This is a genomic window from Pyrococcus sp. ST04 (genome assembly GCF_000263735.1).
Classification (GTDB): domain Archaea; phylum Methanobacteriota_B; class Thermococci; order Thermococcales; family Thermococcaceae; genus Pyrococcus.
Map to the genome: position 1 here is coordinate 754,913 of NC_017946.1, position 17,733 is coordinate 772,645.

Consider the following 17,733-nt stretch of genomic DNA (forward strand, 5'->3'; position numbering starts at 1 on the left):
AAAAATAGCCAGGTGAGAAAGTATGATAAAGCGTTCATTGATACCAACCGCACTCTCCATAATATTAATACTAACTCTCATGGCACCGCTAAGTGAGGCCTGTTTCTTTCCTCAAGACCTCTACGCTGTAGAAGTTGAGCTTACCAAAATCAAGGACTACAATCTTGCTCCTCTCCTTAGCGCAAAGAATGTACTTATTGAGGAAGACGGAAAAATTGTATATAGGTCACACTACGACGAAAGATTGGCTGTGATAGTCTGGAAAGATAAAGAAGGTAAACTTCATGTGAGAGTCCAAATACCAACGGAGAGAAAAATAATCTACGAATATGAAGAAATTTTTACGGCTGTTATCCCATTGGAAGATGTTAAGGAGAGAGCGAAGAGATTTGGATGGTACGTTGAAGGTAATAGAGTGGAGAAAGAAAACTTGACCATTATCTTTACTCCACTTAAAGGAAAAGAGTGTAACTCAGATCTTGACTGTAAAGTTAGTGGTTGCTCAGGAGAAGTGTGTGCTCCAAGGAATAAGACCATATATTCGATCTGCATTTACCGGGAGTGGTATAAGTGTCTTAACTTAACAAGCTGTGGATGCTACAATGGATTCTGTACTTGGAAACCAAATAAAGAATTCCTTTCTTGTCTAAAAAGCTACAACGTATCTCTAGAAGAAATAATTCAGGCAAGAACAAGAGTTAAGATTTCGATAAGAGGTGAAGAACTTGGTTATGGGGAAATAGAAGAGTTGAAGAGAGTTTTAGGATGCAACGTGCCAAGGAACTTTACGAGAACAGTTATAGATATTAAGGTTATTCCAAAAATAAATCCTGATACTCTAAACGCGGGAAAAGCTATTGAGAAAGAACTTAAGTGGCTAAGAAGTATTGGGGTAATCAAGATAAACGATAGTGACATTGAAAAAATAGTAAAGGTTGCTAAGTGGGGGTATGCGGGATATAACTCTAGAATTGGCTTTTATGATGACAAGTGGATCCCATACTCCAATGCCTCGAATGCAGTCTTGATTAGATGTGGAGGCTTAGCTTACGAGGAGTATAACCTTCCGCCCTCAACCCCAATAGTCAACTCGACGAGAACTGAAGAAACTCCTACTCGTGAAGTTTGTGGTCCAGGGGTTATCCTGCTCTTAATAATGTTAGGGGGAGTGAGGAGAAAATGAGAACACCAACATCATTTTGGGCAGAGGTGATTTTACCAGCAATAAGAGCTTTGATAGCTAAGACTTTGTATTCTCAGGGTTACTCTCAAATAAAAATAGCTGAAGAGCTGGGGGTAACACAAGCAATGGTTAGTAAATATCTATCAAAATATTCGCCTCCTGAGTTACTTGGGCCGATAATAGACGACCTTGAAATCTTGGCAATAACGATATCTGAAATGATAATGCAAGGCCAGAAGAAAGAAGAAATAGTAAAGATTCTGGAAAGAAAGTTCTTTGAGTTTTTGCAAGATGAAAAATTCTGTAGGCTATATTCAAAGTACTCAAAGATGCCCGAAAGTGTATGTAAGGAGGTATTTCCTGAAGAACATGAAAAAAGAGAAGTTCTTGAACAGCTTTCAAAGGCATTGGATATATTGCTAAAAGATGACACGTTCCCTAATCTAATCCCAGAAATAAGGAGCAACTTTGCATACTCTCTCAAAAATCCCAAGAATGAAGAAGATGTAGCCGCAATTCCTGGTAGGATAACAGTTGTAAAAGGGAAACCTTTCGCCATGCCTCCGGACTTTGGCGTTAGCAGGCACACTGCTAGATTACTTGTAAAGGTTTCCAAATATAACCCCTCAATAAGGTCAGTGCTGAATATTAGGCTTGGAGAGGACATCCTGAGGGCATTAGAGAAATCTGGGCTGAGGGTTTGTTACCTTGAGAAAAAGGATAGAACAATTGAAGAAACTGAAAACGACATAGCAAAACTCTTTGAAAAAGATGTCTGTGATGTTGTTGTTGATCCTGGAGGCTATGGGTTAGAACCTTGTGTGTATATCTTTGGTAGAGACCCGCTAGAAGTAGTAGGTAAGCTGAAAATAATTGAGCAAAATTTATGAATTTTTCTTCATAATTTTTTAGTGGTAGAAGTGGTTGAGGGATATAGACTTCTTTACCCATTAAGGACTTACCTAATTGTTTCTGGTCAAGGGAAAGAGGCCAATGTAATGGCCGCAGACTGGGTAACGGTGGTGTCCTACGATCCATTCATGATAGGAGTGGCAATTGCTCCAAAAAGGACGACTCATGGTATGATAAAGAAGTATGGGGAATTCGTGGTCAGTGTTCCAAGTCTTGAGATGCTGAAAGACGTGTGGATAGCTGGAACAAAGAAAGGTCCCTCAAAGCTTAAAGAAATGTCCATAACCTTGATTCCTTCAAAGAAGGTAAAAGTCCCAAGCATAAAGGAAGCTCTGGCCAACATAGAGTGTGAAGTCGTAGATGCCAGAGACTATGGTGATCACACATGGTTCGTTGGAAAGGTAGTTGACTTCACCTATAAAGAAGAGGCTTTTAAAAATGGAAAACCAAATTTAAAGGCAAAATTCTTGGCCCACCTATCCTGGGTAGAGTTTGTGACGTTCTCTGAAGAAATCTATAGGGCCGAGTGATAACTTTTTAGCTTTTTTCTTCTTACCTCTTCTCCTTAGAAAACGAGCTCAAAAGAGAAGTCAACTATTTAAGCTAAATCGTCATGAATTTCTGCTTGGGTGAACTCTATGAGGGTCGTTAGGAAGGAGCTACACTTCTCAACAAAAGGGGAAATAGACCTAGTGGACATAACTCATGAAGTGGAGAAATTTGTTGCAGAAAGTGAAATAACGAATGGCCAAGTTCTAATATTCGTCCCTGGGGCTACTGGGGCAATAATAGCCATCGAACATGAGGAAGGTCTGCTTGAAGACTTTAAGAGTTGGCTAAGAGAAGTGATACCCAAAGATAGGCACTATCTCCACAACAGGTTTGACGACAACGCACACTCTCATCTTAGGGCGACACTTCTTGGACCGAGTCTGGTGTTCCCAATAGTGGATGGAGAATTAATGAGGGGAACATGGCAGCAAATATTCTTTGTTGAACTTGATACAAGGCCAAGAAGGAGGAGAGTCATTCTCCAGGCTATTGGAGAATAGCCCTCCAAAGCTCATTAGAATGGACTATAAACCACCACTTCTTCAGTTCCCTCCTTATCTCCTTATAATCTGGATGGAATCTAGCAACTATACTCCAGAATTTTTTATTATGCCTCATCTCTATGAGATGGGCAAGCTCGTGCGTTACTAAATAATGAACCAGTCTTGGGGGAAGGGCGGCAGCCGCCAAATTGATAGTTATAGATCTTTTCCACGTCGCTGTTCCCCACTTTGCTTTCAGAGGTCTTATGTATATTCTGTTTGGGAATACTCCAATAATACCTCCAACTTCTTCTACAACGCTTTTGATGTACTCTCTTAATGACTCCCTGACTTCCTCCCTTAGGACTTCTGGGTCTTTGTTGACTTCAATAAACTCTCCAAAAAGAGGGAATCCTGACTTATTGAGGTTAAAAGCTTCTTCAACTATCTTAAGCTTGCTGAGTATCCATTTTTTCTTCTTTCTAAGGATGTCTTCAACAATTCTTTCACACGGTGTAGTGACGAGGAGTGAGCCATCTTCCAATATCCTTATTGTCACGTACTTAACAGGTTTCACTCTAACTATGTACTTTACGGGCTTTCCGTCAAGAAGTATAGTTGGCATGTTATAAACTTCTCAAAAATCTTAAAAACTCCTTCTCCAGCTTGGAAGCGATGAGGAAGCCAGGAGACATACTAAGGGAAATACTAAAAGAAAAAGGAATAGAAAGGGTCGGGACGCTATCAAGGAAATGGCCTTCCGGGGAGGATATATTCCAGGAACTTGCCCTTCTCCTATTAGAAGGAGATGGTGCAATAGTTAAGCTCCAAGAACCTACGGCTGAATCTTGGGATCTCTCTGGAAAAAAGAGGGGACCATCAATATATGCATATGTTAGACCTTGTATGGTTGAGAAGTTTGAGGTTGTGATTTCACGGGAAGATCTGATGAGAAGGCTTCCTGACTATCCATGGATAATAATTGACTTAATGTTCTGGCACAAGCACATTCCAAAGGAAAAAGGGAAAGTGTCTCTCCAACTTAGAGAAACTTACGCTGTAGCCAGGAGAATGTTCTGGCCTAGAAGGGTTGCAATAACGTGGGTTAATGAGGAGTTCAGAAAAATGGCCAAGCTGCCCCTAGAGAAAGTTGAGGCATCCCCTGTACCAACGGCTGAGTTCCTCAGGAGTAGGGGAATTAAAAGGGTTGTTCTTCTGGATCCAAATGCCCCAGAAGTCCTATCTAAGGAGGATCTAAAGGAGAAAGCCTTCATAATAGGCGGAATAGTAGATATGAAGGGAGACAAAAAGGGAACCACAGCAAAAATTGGAGAGAGCTTGGAGTCTCAAGGGATTGAGGTTTTGAGGAGAAAAATAGTCTTAAGGGGAGATGTTGTTGGAGTTCCTGACAGGATAAATCACATAGCTGAAATCTTGATACGGATGTTATATGGAGAGGATATGGAAAAAGCAGTCCTCGCTGTTCAGGCACCTACTCATGCGAGATGGAGGCTTAGGAAAGAGATTCCCAAGAGAAAAATCCGATATTTGATAGATGGAAAGTTATACTTAGTAGTTGAGAAAGAGCTTTATGACGAACTTAAGGAGTGGCTGAACATTAGATGGGAGGATTTTGTAAAAGTTCTCAGAGAAACTGGCATGGTGGCTCTTGAGAGAAAAAGAATTCACCACCTAAATAAGATATCGGTATACAGATTTGACAGAAGTGGAGGGAAGAGGGTGATTCTGCTTAAAAGAGTTGCCCTTCTCTGCTATAATTGCTAAACCATATACTTTTAAGGAGGGTTTATGTCTGTCTATTTTTGAAGGAAAATGAAGATCGACGACCTTCCAGTTAGTCCAAAAGTCAAGGAGGTTTTAAAAGAGAGAGGAATTAGGGAGCTTTATCCTCCACAAGAGGAGGCCCTTAAGAGTGGAGTCCTTGAGGGCAAGAACCTTCTGGTAGCAATACCTACGGCCAGTGGAAAGACTCTCATAGCCGAGATAGCAATGGTTCATAGGGTGCTTACGGAAGGGGGGAAGGCAGTTTATTTAGTCCCACTGAAAGCACTAGCTGAAGAAAAATTCAAAGAATTTAAAGACTGGGAGAAGGCAGGACTTAGAGTTGCAGTAGCTACTGGAGATTATGACTCAAGTGACGAGTGGCTTGGAAAGTATGACATAATAATAGCAACTGCTGAAAAGTTTGACTCGCTCCTTAGGCATGGTTCAAGCTGGATAGAGGACGTTAAGGTAATAGTTGCTGATGAAATCCACTTGATAGGCTCAAGGGACAGGGGAGCGACCCTTGAAGTAATTCTCACCCACATGCTTGGAAGAGCCCAAATAATAGGACTATCGGCAACTGTTGGAAATCCAGAAGAGCTTGCTAAATGGCTAAATGCTGAGCTTATAGTTAATGAGTGGAGGCCAGTAGAGCTTAGGAGAGGAGTTTTTAGCCAAGGGATGGTTCTTTGGGAGGACGGAGAAATAGACAGATTTCCTAGTTGGGAGGATCTTGTGTATGATGCAGTAAGGAAAGGAAAGGGGGCACTGGTATTTGTCAATATGAGACGAAAAGCCGAAAGAACTGCACTAGAGCTTTCAAAAGAAGTTAAAAGATTTCTAAGCAGGAAAGAAGTGACAAAACTTAGAGAATTAGCTGAATCCCTTGAGGAAAATCCCACAAATGAAAAACTGGCAAAGGCTCTCTTAGGAGGTGTTGCCTTCCATCATGCTGGGCTTGGTAGAGATGAGAGAGTTCTCGTAGAAGAGAACTTTAGAAAAGGATTAATTAAAGTCGTTGTTGCAACGCCAACGCTCGCTGCGGGGATAAACACTCCCGCATTCAGGGTTATAATCCGGGACGTCTGGAGGTACTCTGAATTTGGAATGGAACGCATCCCGGTTCTCGAAGTGCAGCAGATGATGGGTAGGGCTGGGAGGCCGAAGTATGATGATAAGGGTGAGGCGATTATTATCTCAACAACTGAGAACCCAAGCGATATCATTAACCTTTACATAAATGGTAAACCAGAAAAGCTGTTCTCTCAGCTTTCAAATGAAAGTAACTTGAGAGGACAAGTTTTGGCTTTAATAGCAACTTTCGGAGTTAAAACTTTCCCGGAGATTTTGAAATTTATTGAAAAAACTTTTTACGCTTATCAAAGGAGAGACACGTATTCAATAGAGAGGAAAATTAGAGAGATTCTGTACTTTTTGATGGAAAACGAGTTCGTTGAGGTCACACTAGATGATGAAATCAAGCCACTTCCACTTGGTACAAGGGTGGCTAAACTTTACATAGATCCCTTAACGGCCAAGATATTCAAAGATTTCCTCCCCTATATAAGTGGCAATCCCAATCCACTAGGAATATTCCACGTTATCTCCCTAACCCCTGACTTGACTCCCTTCTCTTATTCAAAAAAGGAGCTGTCCAAGTTGGAATCCGAGTACTATGAGGTGAAAACCTACATCTATGCCGATGATCCATATCTAAGCTACGATCCCTATTATGAGAGGAAGTTCTTTAGGGCTCTGAAAACGGCATTGGCTCTTAATGCCTGGATAAATGAGGTTAGTGAGGGAGAAATAGTTGAAAAATTTTCTGTAGAGCCCGGTGATCTGTACAGGCTTGTCGAAACTGCTGAATGGTTGGTATATGCCCTGAAGGAAATAGCTAAGGTGCTTAAGGCCCCAGAACATGTTTTGAAATACCTTGAGACCCTTAGGGTTAGAGTGAAGTACGGGATTAGAGAAGAACTTCTTCCCCTTATGGAGCTTCCAATGGTCGGTAGAAGGAGGGCTAGAGCACTCTTTAATGCTGGCTTCAGGACAGTTGAGGACATAAAAAGTGCAAAGCCAGCTGACCTGCTTAAAATTGAGGGTATAGGTGTGAAAACCGTTGAGGCAATATTCAAATACCTAGGGAAAGACGTCAGGATAGTTGAGAAGCCTAAGAGGAATACCCTCGACTACTTCCTTAGAGGATTTTCAGGGTAACCTAAATGAACTACTCAGTTCATTTTAGAAAATTTTTACATACACAAAGTGAAGTTAATACATAGAGAAACTTGAAATGTCGTTATCTTGCAGAATCTTCAAAAATGGATATTTTAGGGCTAACAAAGGCTTTTATTTAGGGCTTTTCAACTAATTTTGGTGGTGTTTTGTGGCTGAGAGAGTTGTTATAGCACTTGGCGGTAATGCTCTTCAACAGAGAGGACAAAAGGGAACGTACGAGGAGATGATGGAGAACGTTAAAAAGACCGCGAAACAGATCGCTGAGATAATAGAGAAAGGATATGAAGTTGTCATAACTCACGGTAACGGACCTCAAGTTGGAAGCTTACTTCTTCATATGGATGCGGGGCAAATGGTTCATGGTATCCCTGCTCAGCCTATGGATGTTGCAGGGGCAATGACACAAGGATGGATCGGTTATATGATACAGCAGGCGTTGAAGAACGAGCTAGAAAAGAGAGGGATAAAAAAGGAAGTGGTCACGATAATAACCCAAACCTTAGTTGATAAAAACGATCCAGCATTCGAAAATCCAACGAAGCCTGTGGGTCCTTTTTATGATGAAGAAACTGCCAAAAAACTCGCAAAGGAGAAGGGATGGGTAGTTAAAGAAGACGCAGGAAGGGGTTGGAGAAGGGTTGTTCCAAGTCCTGATCCTAAAGGTCACGTGGAGGCAGAGGTAATAAAAAAGCTTGTTGATAGCGGTGTTATAGTGATAGCAAGCGGAGGAGGGGGAGTTCCAGTAATTCGAGAGGATGAAGAAATAAGGGGCGTTGAGGCTGTCATAGATAAGGATCTAGCCGGGGAAAAGCTAGCCGAGGAAGTTAACGCTGACATATTCATGATACTGACAGATGTGAATGGGGCGGCAATATACTATGGAACTGAGAAGGAAAGGTGGCTGAGGGAAGTAACGGTTGAGGAGATGGAAAAGTACTATCAAGAGGGACACTTCAAGGCTGGAAGTATGGGACCAAAAGTTCTTGCTGCAATAAGATTTGTAAAATGGGGTGGAAAGAAGGCTATAATAGCTCACTTAGAGAAAGCTGTTGAGGCGTTGGAGGGAAAAACTGGTACGATCGTTGTAAAGGGATAATGACCTTCTGTGTCATCTTTTCTTATCATAGTAAAAATATTTTGACATTGCTTCCCCATATGCGGTTAATTGCTTACGTTTAAAGAAGGCTTGTATGAATATGAGAACTACGAATATTGGGGCTATATACGGATTTTCTAAAAACCATTTTCCCAGAATACTGAGTGGGAAGCCTATAACCAATATTATCAAAATTGCGACCATTACCCCTAAGAGTTTATATCCATATCTTTCCATAAATAGATCAAAGTCCATAATCTCACTCTCACCCAGTTTAAGTAAAATAATTTTATTGCCTAAATTCTTTTCGCTCAATACTAAAAGCTCTCATGACTATTCTTCTTACCTTGTTTATTGTTGTCTCTGCTGGGCCATATAATGTGATTTTGCCCCCAGCTATCATAACTATCCAATCGGCTATTGGAAATAGTGGTTCCCATATGTGACTAACAATTACGAAGTTACTTCCAAGTTCACTAAACTCTTTAATGATTCTTGTGATCCTTGGAATATTTTTAAAGTCTAACCCCGAAAAGGGCTCATCGAGAACTATGAGTTTTGGATTTCCAATAAATGCCTGTGCTATACTGAGCAACTTTCTCATTCCTGAAGAATATTTGTCAATCCTCATATCCAGGAAGTTAATTCCAAAAATTTTTGAAATTTCTTCAACATGACTTTCATCATTTCCTTTTTCATATGAAAATATCTGCAACCACTCTCTTCCGGTGATGAAGTTAGGAAAGGCTGGGGGATCGAAGGAAAATCCGATATGCTTCTTTATTTCTTTGTTAGACCATGGGTCTTTCCCGAAAACCCGAATTTTTCCTGAAGTTGGTCTATATATACCAGCTATGAGCTTTAAGAACGTTGATTTTCCTCCTCCATTTGGGCCAATAACTAAAGTTATCCCTTCTGGAATTTCAACTGAAACATTTTCCAATGCATAAATCGGACCAAACCTTTTGGTTAAGTTTTCTGCCACTATCATTTCTACCATCTCCTCAGGATTCCCACTAATATGATTCCTGAAATAAGTCCGACAGTATACATTACCCTCTGAACATCTTGAGATGGTAAGTTCTCTCTTAATCTAATAATACACGAAGTTGGAGGTGTCGCTTCTTTAGAATATACTATATATGACCCCTCGTGAGGAAACTCGAATTGTAAAATGAGTTTTCCATGAAATCTCTTTTTAAGGATGACACTTTCTGTATTTAAGTCTTCTACAACTATTGTGGCTTTTCCATTACATTCTATTTCAGCCAAAGACCATGTTGGGACGAATAAAGATATTAAATAATAATAAGTGCTGTTCTCGCTAGTATATACGATTGGATATGGACCAGCAACTTGGATTTTTTCATGGTATCTTACATAATTCATCCACATTATTGCCGGGAGTACTAAGAAAAATAAAACTAGTGATTTAATAAGTCTCACTTTACGTCCCTCCTTTCAGAGATTATAATGCCAATGATCACAAGAGATATTGGTAAGATAATTCCCCAAACCATTAAATCTTGGGATGTAACTTCTCTACCTTCGGCATATAAGAATAAAAGAGGTGGTATATTAGATATTCCGAGATAAAATGGCAAGAGAAGCAGTGTAAAGGAGACAATGAAGGAAATGAGTACACTTACACTAACCAATGAAACTACGGAAACAACGGAAGTCGTGTACAGGAGCATATAGGTGAGGGCAAGTAATCTAGATTTGATTGGTTGTGATAGAAATATGTCAATCAACTCCCGAGCCAGAGAGAAATTTGCAAATAGTGTAACTGAAAATAGCGGTATGAATATAAGGAGACATGAAAAAGTTATGAGTGTGATGTATTTTACTATAAACATCTCCCACTTTCTGTAAGGAAGAGAATATAAAGAGCTTGCATATCCACTATCTCTATCAGCCCTAAAAATTATTGCACCCAAAAGAGAAATAAATATAATTGATATCATCCAAAATCCAGGGTATCTCAGAAGGTTGCTCAACGCGAAGGTCGTTGAGAATGTTGAAGCTTCTTGCATTAAATATCTATAATCAAGCCTCGCCTGGAAATTTATAGTAACTATACTGGAATGAAGAGAAAGAAGAGCGTTATGTATCACGCTTGCATTTAACACCATTCCAACTAAGAGAATTAGAACTCTAATGGGCTCGTTCATCTCCCATTTTATGATCTTCATTGCCTTGTCCTCCTCAGAACATAGATTACCATTACTAGGAAAAGAAGGGCCAGGTATATGTAGAATAAGCGAGACTTTGGTCTAGAAGGTTCTATTTCCACTACTTTCTTTTCCTTAATATTTGTATCTAATAAGACGAGTCCTCCCCCAACTTGAATGTCCTTTTTTATTAGTTCCTTACTCTTCTCATATCCTTTCTCGTCAAATCCTACCAGCAGTGGGAACCCAGCCGCTTCAGCATCTGGAAAGTTGAGAGTAAGAAAACTAAGCAGTAATCCTGAAGATCCATCGTAGTACATGACCCCTCTTCCGAACGATCTTTCTCCAGTAGGGGTTATTTTAACGCCGAGGCTTGTCTTTATCATAATTATGGGTGGATCAAAGACCTTGTAATACGTTATTAATGAAACATTGAGAGTTTTCACATCTGTAATTTTTATCTCTCTCCCCTCATCGTCTAGGCATAATGTCTCGTTGGGCTTAATCGGATTCTGATAGTCATACCACAGAATAGTTTTTCCAAATCGCTTTCCATTTAATCCATAAACTTCTCCCGTTTCTAAATTTATTTTATAGGCGCCGTTAATTGTTAGGTTTTTGAGATAAACTTCTAAAACGCTTGTGTTAGTAAAAGAGGATTTATCAAACCTCATTTTTATTACAGTGCTATTGTCCCAAAACTTTGGAATGTTAGTTATGTTCTCTCCCATACCATAGTATAAAACTATAATGGGTCCTTTAGCGGATATCTCTATTTTAACAAAGGCAGTATTGTTAACAATTTTGGTAATATTGAACGTTACCGTAGCATTACCATAGCCCTTAATTCCGAATAGCTTTCCAGAGTAATTATAGTATATGATCAAAGTCGGCGTTGCCTCTTCGAAAGGTATTTCTGAAGTGTTTAGAGGCATTAATCTATAGACTACGTACCTTACGTATACCCCCTCTTTTACCCAATTAGGAGCCCCCAGAGAAAGATTAGAAAAACATAGTAGAACCATGATTACTCCTATGAACAGGAGTTTAATTCTCATCCTTCATCACCTTCTATAAGTTTGGAAATTAATCTTCCCCAAATTTGGAGAGTTGCTATTATCTATCTTAATAATTTACTTGATCTCTATAAAATTTTAGTTATACTGCAATATTAGTCAGGAAAGAAATATGTAGAACTTGGGCACACATCTGGAAATAAATAAAAAATAGTTAATCTCATCCAAGTGCAGAAAGGAAGACACCAGCGACAACAGCGGTTCCAATAACACCGGCTACATTTGGTCCCATTGCATGCATTAAGATGAAGTTTCCTGGATCCTCTTCACTTGCCAATTTTTGAACAACCCTCGCACTCATTGGGACTGCTGAAACTCCTGCAGCACCTATCATTGGATTTATCCTTCCTCCAGAGAGCTTCATCATAAGTTTTCCGAAAAGAACTCCTCCAGCAGTTGCTGAAGCGAATGCCACTACTCCAAGTGCGAGTATCATTAGGGTTTTTGCCGTTAAAAAGCTCTCAGCTCTCATAGTTGAACCAACTCCAAGTCCCAGGAAGATAGTCACTATGTTCATGAGCTCTTCTTGGGCAGCTTTGCTAAGCCTTTGGACTACTCCACTCTCCCTGAACAAGTTTCCAATCATGAGCATTCCTATTAGGGGAGCAGCGGAGGGAACGAGAAGTCCTATAACAATCATGCTGACTATTGGGAATAGTATTTTTTCCCTCTTTGATACTGGCCTAAGCTGTTCCATCCTGATTCTCCTCTCTTCTGGTGTTGTTAAGGCCTTTATAACAGGAGGCTGAATCAATGGTACTAGGCTCATATAACTGTACGCAGCAACCGCCGTTGCCGAAAGTATATGCGGGGCTAACTTGGTGGTTAGATAGATTGTTGTTGGTCCATCCGCACCTCCAATGATTCCTATTGAGGCGGCTTCCTTTAAGTCAAAGCCCAACACAATTGCAGCAAGCATTGCAACGAATACCCCTATCTGAGCGGCAGCTCCAAGTAGTGCTGTTTTTGGATCTGCAATCATTGGTCCGAAATCAGTCATTGCTCCAAGTCCAAAGAATATTAGTAGAGGAACTACTTCCGTTTTTATTAGGAGGTAGTAGATTAGGTCAAATATCCCTGGTGGACCATATTGCTTATTTAGATAGGATAATGTAGCAAATATATTACCTTGAACATCTGGGGGTAGTTGTGGAGCTAGGGGCCAGTTAGCAAGGTGTGAAAAAGGTAGATTAACTAGAACAGCGCTAATCCCGATAGGGAGAAGGAGAAGGGGCTCCATTTTATACCTAATCGCCAAATATACCAAGGTTAATCCAACTACTATCATTACAATGTTTCCAACCGTGAGATTTAGTAATCCCATATGACTAAAGAAGTCTATCAAAGCTTGCTCAAGGCCCATCTTCATCACCCTAGCTCTATTAATGGCTGTCCGGTATCTACGGTATCTCCTTCTTTGACTAGAATCTTCTTAACAACGCCGTCTCGCGGGGCAGGTATCTCGTTTTCCATTTTCATTGCTTCAAGGATCAACAAACCTTGGCCAATCTTAACTTCTTGTCCCTCATTGACGAGAATTTTGAGGACTTTTCCTGGCATTGGTGCTGTAACGACGTTCTCGGAGACTTGGGGTTGAGGAGTTGGAGTTGGGACCTGTACAGGAACTGGTGCTGGGGTTGGAACTGGGGTGGGAACCTTAGTCGGAGCTATCGCGGGTATTCCTAGATCCTTTGCTTCGACCTCGTAAGTCTCCCCTTGCAAAGTGACCCTGAATTTTCCTGGCACTATCTCTTCAACATCAACTTCATACTCTTCTCCATTTATGATGACCCTAACCTTCATCTTCACCACTTCCCGAGCTCATAATTAAAGTTCTCAACCTCTTCAACCTGAGTTGTTAATCCGGAAAGCCACCAATTAATGGAAGGCTTCTTTTTAATTGGAATTTCCCTCGGCTTTTTCTGATTTAGGTAAGCTAAAATTGCGGCAGTTATAATGGCAATTTTCTTTTCGTCGAGCCTTCTCTCCTCCTTAACGCTCTCTTCCTTAACTTCCTTCACCTCAACGGTCTTCTCTTTTGATTCTTTCTCGACAATCTTCTTTTCGGCCCAACCTATGCCGTACATTGTTACTGCGAGTATTGAGAGTACGGCAAAGACTACGGTCACCCCCAAAACAGTAATATAAAGGCCTTCAAGAAATTCGGCCATTGAGATCATTATCTCACCTCACAGTGGAATATTTCCGTGTTTCTTTGGTGGTAGTTTAACCCTCTTGTTCTCAAGGGCCTCAAGGGCCATGACTATCTTTGCCCTAGTTTCGGCTGGGTCTATAACGTCGTCAATGTATCCTCTGGCCGCAGCAACATATGGATTCGCAAACTTCTCTCTGTACTCCTTAATTTTCTGTTGCCTGAACTCTTCTGGATTCTCTGCCTTTGCAATCTCTTTTCTAAATATTATGTTTGCAGCACCTTCTGGCCCCATAACGGCTATCTCTGCAGTGGGCCATGCAAACACAAAGTCTGCGCCGAGATGCTTGCTTCCCATTGCTAGGTAAGCCCCACCATAAGCTTTTCTAAGAATAACGGTTACCATTGGGACTGTTGCTTCTGCATAGGCGTAGAGAACCTTGGCCCCATGCCTTATTATCCCCCTGCTCTCCTGATCTACTCCGGGCAGATATCCTGGCACGTCAACGAACGTAACTATTGGAATGTTAAATGCATCACAGAATCTAACGAATCTAGCTATTTTGTCCGAGCTGTCTATGTCTAGAACGCCTGCAAGGTGGATTGGATTGTTAGCAACAATACCAACTGTTTGCCCATTAATCCTGCCGAACCCTATTACTGCATTGGGAGCAAAGTATGGTTGAAGTTCAAGGAAGTCTGGGTTTCCATTCTCGTCTCTGTCAACTATTGAATATATCACCTGCCTGACGTCATATCCCTTGTTTGGATCATCGGGAACTATCTCATAAAGCTCAGGCGTCCTTCTGAAGGGTTCATCCTTGGGTTTAACCCTGGGTGGTTTTTCCATATTATTTGACGGTAGGTAGCTGAGTAGTCTTTTGATTAGTGCAATAACTTCTTCATCGCTCTTCCCTATTAAGTGAGCCTGACCGCTTTTTTGGGCGTGAACCATTGCACCTCCCAACTGAACTGGGGTTACTTCAACACCTGTAACTGCCTTAACTACCTGTGGTCCAGTAATGAACATGAACGTTGCAGGATTGTCAACCATAAGAATGAAGTCCCCTATCGCAGGACTGTAAACAGCACCTCCGGCACAAGGACCCATTATTGCGGTTATCTGAGGAACAACTCCACTAAGAATTGTATTCATCTTAAATATCTCTCCATACCCTTTCAAAGAGTCGACACCTTCCTGAATTCTAGCTCCACCTGAGTCGTTGAGTCCTATTACTGGAGCTCCAGCTTCAAGGGCAAGTTCCATGATTCTTTTTATCTTCATTGCATGCATTTCACCGAGAGAACCTCCCATAACTGTAAAATCCTGTGCATAGACGAACACAAGTCTGCCATCAATTGTTCCATACCCTGTTATTACTCCGTCGGCTGGAAGATCTCTCTTGTCCATGCCAAACTCCGTTGCCCTATGCTTCACGAACATTCCTATCTCAACGAAGCTTCCAGGATCTAGAAGGAGCTCAATCCTCTCTCTGGCTGTGAGCTTTCCTTTGTCATGTTGTTTTTTTATAGCCTCTTCACCGCCCATTTGCATAATTTTTTTCCTCTTTTCATAGAGCTCCTTAACTTTCTCTTCCATCGCCATGAGCATACCCCCATGGAGTCTGGCTTGATATTTGTAAAGTCCCTTAAAAGCATTTTTATTGCCATGAAACAATGTGTACAGTTCTACAATCTCCCAAAAAGTTATTATAGCAATTGCTGTAGCCTCTTTAAACAAACGTCGAATTCCAGATGAGATTTTTAAATCCTTACTCAAAAAAGCCGGCGGGGATGAAAAGTGAGGATCGCGGTCATTGATTATGACAAGTGTAATCCCGACAAGTGCGGCCACTTCTTATGTGAGAGAGTCTGTCCAGTCAACAGAATGGGAGGAGAAGCGATAATAATTGATGAAGAAAACTATAAACCAATAATCCAGGAAGCAAGCTGTACAGGATGTGGGATATGTGTTCACAAGTGTCCATTCAATGCAATAAGCATAGTAAACCTACCAGAACAGCTTGAAGAGGACTGTGTCCATCGCTATGGAATCAACGCATTCGTCCTATACAGATTGCCCGTTGTCAAAGATGGAATGGTAGTTGGAATAGTTGGACCGAACGGTACTGGAAAAACAACGGCTGTAAAAATACTTTCAGGTCAGCTAATTCCAAACCTCTGTGGAAGCAACGATAGCTGGGATGGAGTGATTAAGGCCTTCAGAGGAAATGAACTACAGAACTACTTTGAAAAGCTCAAAAACGGAGAGATAAAGCCAGTAGTTAAGCCCCAATATGTTGATTTAATTCCAAAGGCAGTCAAAGGGAAGGTTAGGGAACTTCTGAAAAGAGCAGACGAAACTGGAAAGTTTGAGGAAGTTGTTAAAGAATTAGAGCTAGAGAATATTTTAGAAAGAGAAATACAACACCTCTCAGGAGGAGAGCTTCAGAGAGTTGCAATAGCCGCAGCCCTGCTTAGGAATGCCCACTTCTACTTCTTTGACGAGCCATCAAGTTATCTCGATATAAGGCAAAGACTGAACGTTGCTAGAGCAATAAGGAGGCTTGCCGACAATGGAAAATCCGTTCTGGTCGTGGAACATGACCTGGCAGTCCTTGATTATTTGAGTGACATAATACACATCGTATACGGTGAACCAGGAGTTTACGGAATATTCTCCCAACCAAAAGGAACCAGAAACGGCATAAACGAGTTCCTGAGAGGATACCTTAAGGATGAGAATGTGAGGTTTAGACCATATGAGATAAAGTTCACAAAAACGGGGGAAAGAGTTGAAATTGAAAGAGAAATCCTCGTTGAATACCCTCGACTAGTTAAAGATTATGGAACCTTTAGACTAGAAGTCGAGCCTGGAGAGATTAGAAAGGGAGAGGTTATAGGAATAGTGGGGCCAAACGGAATAGGAAAAACAACATTTGTCAAGATGCTCGCTGGCGTTGAAGAACCAACAGAAGGAAAAATTGAATGGGACCTCACCGTGGCGTACAAACCACAATACATAAAGGCGGAGTACGAGGGCACCGTATACGAGTTACTCAGTAAAATTGACTCATCAAAGCTAAACAGCAACTTCTACAAAACAGAACTGCTTAAACCCCTTGGGATCATTGATCTGTACGATAAAAACGTTGACGACTTATCTGGTGGAGAGCTTCAAAGAGTTGCAATAACTGCGACACTTCTAAGAGACGCTGATATATACCTCTTAGATGAACCCTCCGCTTATCTAGATGTTGAACAGAGGCTGGCTGTCTCAAGAGCAATAAGGCACCTTATGGAGAAAAACGAGAAGACAGCACTCGTTGTGGAACATGATGTCTTGATGATAGACTACGTAAGCGATAGACTAATGGTGTTTGAAGGTGAGCCTGGAAGATACGGAAAGGCACTCCCCCCAATGGGAATGCGTGAGGGGATGAACAGATTTTTAGCATCAGTGGGTATAACATTTAGGCGCGATCCGGATACTGGCAGGCCAAGGGCAAATAAAGAAGGCAGCGTAAAGGATAGAGAGCAGAAAGAGAAAGGCGAGTACTACTACGTCTAAACATTTTTATCCTCTCTTATTAAATATTCTTTGGTGATCTTCTATGCCGAGGGAGATAATATACACTGAAAAAGCTCCAAAACCAATAGGTCCATATAGCCAGGCAATAAAGGCCGGCAACTTCCTTTTTATAGCTGGTCAAATTCCCATAGATCCAGAAACGGGTGAACTAGTGAAGGGAGATATAAAAGAGCAGACGAGGAGAGTCCTCGAAAATATAAAAGCAATTCTTGAAGCGGCTGGTTATTCTTTAGAGGATGTTGTTAAGGTGACTGTTTACCTGAAGAATATGGACGATTTTGCAGCTATGAACGAAGTATATTCCGAGTACTTTGGAGAATCAAAGCCTGCTAGGGCAGCTATAGAAGTTTCCAGACTTCCAAAGGATGTTCTTGTTGAGATAGAAGCTATAGCATATAAAGAATGAAATCTAGGCTCAGGAAGCCGTCCACTCCTCATCACTTCAGGTGCGGAAGGCCTCATCATCGCCATTTCTTTTTTGGTTTTAA

Annotated in this window: 19 protein-coding genes and 1 other RNA gene; 9 read left to right on the top strand and 11 right to left on the bottom strand. The window is 41.1% G+C overall.

Features of this window, described 5'->3' with window-relative positions; all coding sequences use genetic code 11:
• The first annotated feature begins 22 nt into the window (after positions 1-22).
• From PY04_RS03900 to PY04_RS03915, 4 genes are all read left to right on the top strand, one after another.
• Complete coding sequence (locus PY04_RS03900) at positions 23-1,183, top strand: CGP-CTERM-anchored Cys-rich protein (RefSeq protein WP_014733871.1); 1,161 nt, start codon at positions 23-25, stop codon at positions 1,181-1,183.
• The gene (locus PY04_RS03905) at positions 1,180-2,073 is read left to right on the top strand and encodes a thiamine-phosphate synthase family protein (RefSeq protein WP_014733872.1); all 894 of its coding nucleotides are present in this window, start codon (positions 1,180-1,182) and stop codon (positions 2,071-2,073) included. Before PY04_RS03900 ends, PY04_RS03905 begins: the two co-directional genes overlap by 4 nt.
• Before the next feature lie 108 nt (positions 2,074-2,181).
• Positions 2,182-2,625 carry a flavin reductase family protein gene (locus PY04_RS03910; RefSeq protein WP_014733873.1) on the top strand — a complete coding sequence of 148 codons (444 nt, stop codon included), beginning with the start codon at positions 2,182-2,184 and terminating at the stop codon, positions 2,623-2,625.
• 108 nt (positions 2,626-2,733) lie between these two features.
• Entirely contained in the window at positions 2,734-3,147 is a 414-nt protein-coding gene (locus tag PY04_RS03915) for a secondary thiamine-phosphate synthase enzyme YjbQ (RefSeq protein WP_014733874.1), read from the top strand.
• On the opposite strand, the gene PY04_RS03920 is transcribed toward PY04_RS03915, so the two are convergent.
• Positions 3,134-3,754 carry a M48 family metallopeptidase gene (locus tag PY04_RS03920; protein WP_014733875.1) on the bottom strand — a complete coding sequence of 207 codons (621 nt, stop codon included), beginning with the start codon at positions 3,752-3,754 and terminating at the stop codon, positions 3,134-3,136. The genes PY04_RS03915 and PY04_RS03920 overlap by 14 nt on opposite strands.
• A gap of 50 nt (positions 3,755-3,804) precedes the next feature.
• Here PY04_RS03920 and trm10 point away from each other — a divergent pair, with 50 nt between their 5' ends.
• The 3 genes from trm10 (at position 3,805) to arcC (ending at position 8,251) form a co-directional block, all read left to right on the top strand.
• On the top strand, positions 3,805-4,914 hold the full coding sequence (gene trm10 / locus PY04_RS03925; protein ID WP_048055967.1) for a tRNA (guanine(9)-/adenine(9)-N1)-methyltransferase: 1,110 nt from the start codon (positions 3,805-3,807) through the stop codon (positions 4,912-4,914).
• A 48-nt stretch (positions 4,915-4,962) separates the two neighbouring features.
• The gene (locus PY04_RS03930) at positions 4,963-7,134 is read left to right on the top strand and encodes an ATP-dependent DNA helicase (protein WP_014733877.1); all 2,172 of its coding nucleotides are present in this window, start codon (positions 4,963-4,965) and stop codon (positions 7,132-7,134) included.
• Positions 7,135-7,303: 169 nt separating this feature from the next.
• The gene (gene arcC / locus PY04_RS03935) at positions 7,304-8,251 is read left to right on the top strand and encodes a carbamate kinase (protein ID WP_048055968.1); all 948 of its coding nucleotides are present in this window, start codon (positions 7,304-7,306) and stop codon (positions 8,249-8,251) included.
• 12 nt (positions 8,252-8,263) lie between these two features.
• Here the strand turns inward: arcC and PY04_RS03940 are convergent, their stop codons facing one another.
• The 9 genes from PY04_RS03940 to mmdA all read right to left on the bottom strand — a co-directional run bounded on the left by PY04_RS03940 (position 8,264) and on the right by mmdA (position 15,259).
• Entirely contained in the window at positions 8,264-8,506 is a 243-nt protein-coding gene (locus PY04_RS03940) for a hypothetical protein (protein ID WP_014733879.1), read from the bottom strand.
• Between the two features lie 34 nt (positions 8,507-8,540).
• A complete protein-coding gene (locus PY04_RS03945) occupies positions 8,541-9,242 on the bottom strand; it encodes an ABC transporter ATP-binding protein (protein WP_014733880.1) in 702 nt (233 codons plus the stop codon).
• A 2-nt stretch (positions 9,243-9,244) separates the two neighbouring features.
• Entirely contained in the window at positions 9,245-9,697 is a 453-nt protein-coding gene (locus tag PY04_RS03950; protein ID WP_014733881.1) for a hypothetical protein, read from the bottom strand.
• Positions 9,694-10,446 (bottom strand): hypothetical protein, encoded by a 753-nt coding sequence (locus PY04_RS03955; RefSeq protein WP_014733882.1) that lies wholly within the window; start codon positions 10,444-10,446, stop codon positions 9,694-9,696. The genes PY04_RS03950 and PY04_RS03955 overlap by 4 nt, the downstream gene beginning before the upstream one ends.
• A complete protein-coding gene (locus PY04_RS03960) occupies positions 10,443-11,483 on the bottom strand; it encodes a hypothetical protein (RefSeq protein ID WP_052306413.1) in 1,041 nt (346 codons plus the stop codon). The genes PY04_RS03955 and PY04_RS03960 overlap by 4 nt, the downstream gene beginning before the upstream one ends.
• A 178-nt stretch (positions 11,484-11,661) precedes the next feature.
• Positions 11,662-12,864: a sodium ion-translocating decarboxylase subunit beta gene (locus PY04_RS03965; RefSeq protein WP_014733884.1), complete on the bottom strand. Its 1,203-nt coding sequence runs from the start codon at positions 12,862-12,864 to the stop codon at positions 11,662-11,664.
• A 5-nt stretch (positions 12,865-12,869) separates the two neighbouring features.
• Entirely contained in the window at positions 12,870-13,304 is a 435-nt protein-coding gene (locus PY04_RS03970; protein ID WP_014733885.1) for an acetyl-CoA carboxylase biotin carboxyl carrier protein subunit, read from the bottom strand.
• A gap of 2 nt (positions 13,305-13,306) precedes the next feature.
• A complete protein-coding gene (locus PY04_RS03975; RefSeq protein ID WP_014733886.1) occupies positions 13,307-13,681 on the bottom strand; it encodes an OadG family protein in 375 nt (124 codons plus the stop codon).
• 9 nt (positions 13,682-13,690) lie between these two features.
• Entirely contained in the window at positions 13,691-15,259 is a 1,569-nt protein-coding gene (gene mmdA / locus PY04_RS03980; protein ID WP_014733887.1) for a methylmalonyl-CoA decarboxylase subunit alpha, read from the bottom strand.
• A 195-nt stretch (positions 15,260-15,454) separates the two neighbouring features.
• Here mmdA and PY04_RS03985 point away from each other — a divergent pair, with 195 nt between their 5' ends.
• The gene (locus tag PY04_RS03985; protein WP_014733888.1) at positions 15,455-17,224 is read left to right on the top strand and encodes a ribosome biogenesis/translation initiation ATPase RLI; all 1,770 of its coding nucleotides are present in this window, start codon (positions 15,455-15,457) and stop codon (positions 17,222-17,224) included.
• A 43-nt stretch (positions 17,225-17,267) separates the two neighbouring features.
• Positions 17,268-17,651: a RidA family protein gene (locus tag PY04_RS03990; RefSeq protein WP_014733889.1), complete on the top strand. Its 384-nt coding sequence runs from the start codon at positions 17,268-17,270 to the stop codon at positions 17,649-17,651.
• 6 nt (positions 17,652-17,657) lie between these two features.
• Here the strand turns inward: PY04_RS03990 and PY04_RS09495 are convergent.
• Positions 17,658-17,714: C/D box small nucleolar RNA (locus PY04_RS09495), an RNA gene on the bottom strand.
• Positions 17,715-17,733 lie beyond the last annotated feature (19 nt).

Bases quoted from the DNA above. Each gene is read 5' to 3' on its own strand.
- PY04_RS03955 (WP_014733882.1), bottom strand. From the start codon at position 10,446: ATGAAGATCATAAAATGGGAGATGAACGAGCCCATTAGAGTTCTAATT.
- PY04_RS03910 (WP_014733873.1), top strand. From the start codon at position 2,182: ATGGCCGCAGACTGGGTAACGGTGGTGTCCTACGATCCATTCATGATA.
- PY04_RS03930 (WP_014733877.1), top strand. From the start codon at position 4,963: ATGAAGATCGACGACCTTCCAGTTAGTCCAAAAGTCAAGGAGGTTTTA.
- trm10 (WP_048055967.1), top strand. From the start codon at position 3,805: ATGAGGAAGCCAGGAGACATACTAAGGGAAATACTAAAAGAAAAAGGA.
- PY04_RS03975 (WP_014733886.1), bottom strand. From the start codon at position 13,681: ATGATCTCAATGGCCGAATTTCTTGAAGGCCTTTATATTACTGTTTTG.
- PY04_RS03940 (WP_014733879.1), bottom strand. From the start codon at position 8,506: ATGGACTTTGATCTATTTATGGAAAGATATGGATATAAACTCTTAGGG.
- PY04_RS03960 (WP_052306413.1), bottom strand. From the start codon at position 11,483: ATGAGAATTAAACTCCTGTTCATAGGAGTAATCATGGTTCTACTATGT.
- mmdA (WP_014733887.1), bottom strand. From the start codon at position 15,259: ATGGCGATGGAAGAGAAAGTTAAGGAGCTCTATGAAAAGAGGAAAAAA.
- PY04_RS03970 (WP_014733885.1), bottom strand. From the start codon at position 13,304: ATGAAGGTTAGGGTCATCATAAATGGAGAAGAGTATGAAGTTGATGTT.
- PY04_RS03965 (WP_014733884.1), bottom strand. From the start codon at position 12,864: ATGGGCCTTGAGCAAGCTTTGATAGACTTCTTTAGTCATATGGGATTA.
- PY04_RS03945 (WP_014733880.1), bottom strand. From the start codon at position 9,242: ATGATAGTGGCAGAAAACTTAACCAAAAGGTTTGGTCCGATTTATGCA.
- PY04_RS03915 (WP_014733874.1), top strand. From the start codon at position 2,734: ATGAGGGTCGTTAGGAAGGAGCTACACTTCTCAACAAAAGGGGAAATA.
- PY04_RS03920 (WP_014733875.1), bottom strand. From the start codon at position 3,754: ATGCCAACTATACTTCTTGACGGAAAGCCCGTAAAGTACATAGTTAGA.
- PY04_RS03990 (WP_014733889.1), top strand. From the start codon at position 17,268: ATGCCGAGGGAGATAATATACACTGAAAAAGCTCCAAAACCAATAGGT.
- PY04_RS03905 (WP_014733872.1), top strand. From the start codon at position 1,180: ATGAGAACACCAACATCATTTTGGGCAGAGGTGATTTTACCAGCAATA.
- PY04_RS03900 (WP_014733871.1), top strand. From the start codon at position 23: ATGATAAAGCGTTCATTGATACCAACCGCACTCTCCATAATATTAATA.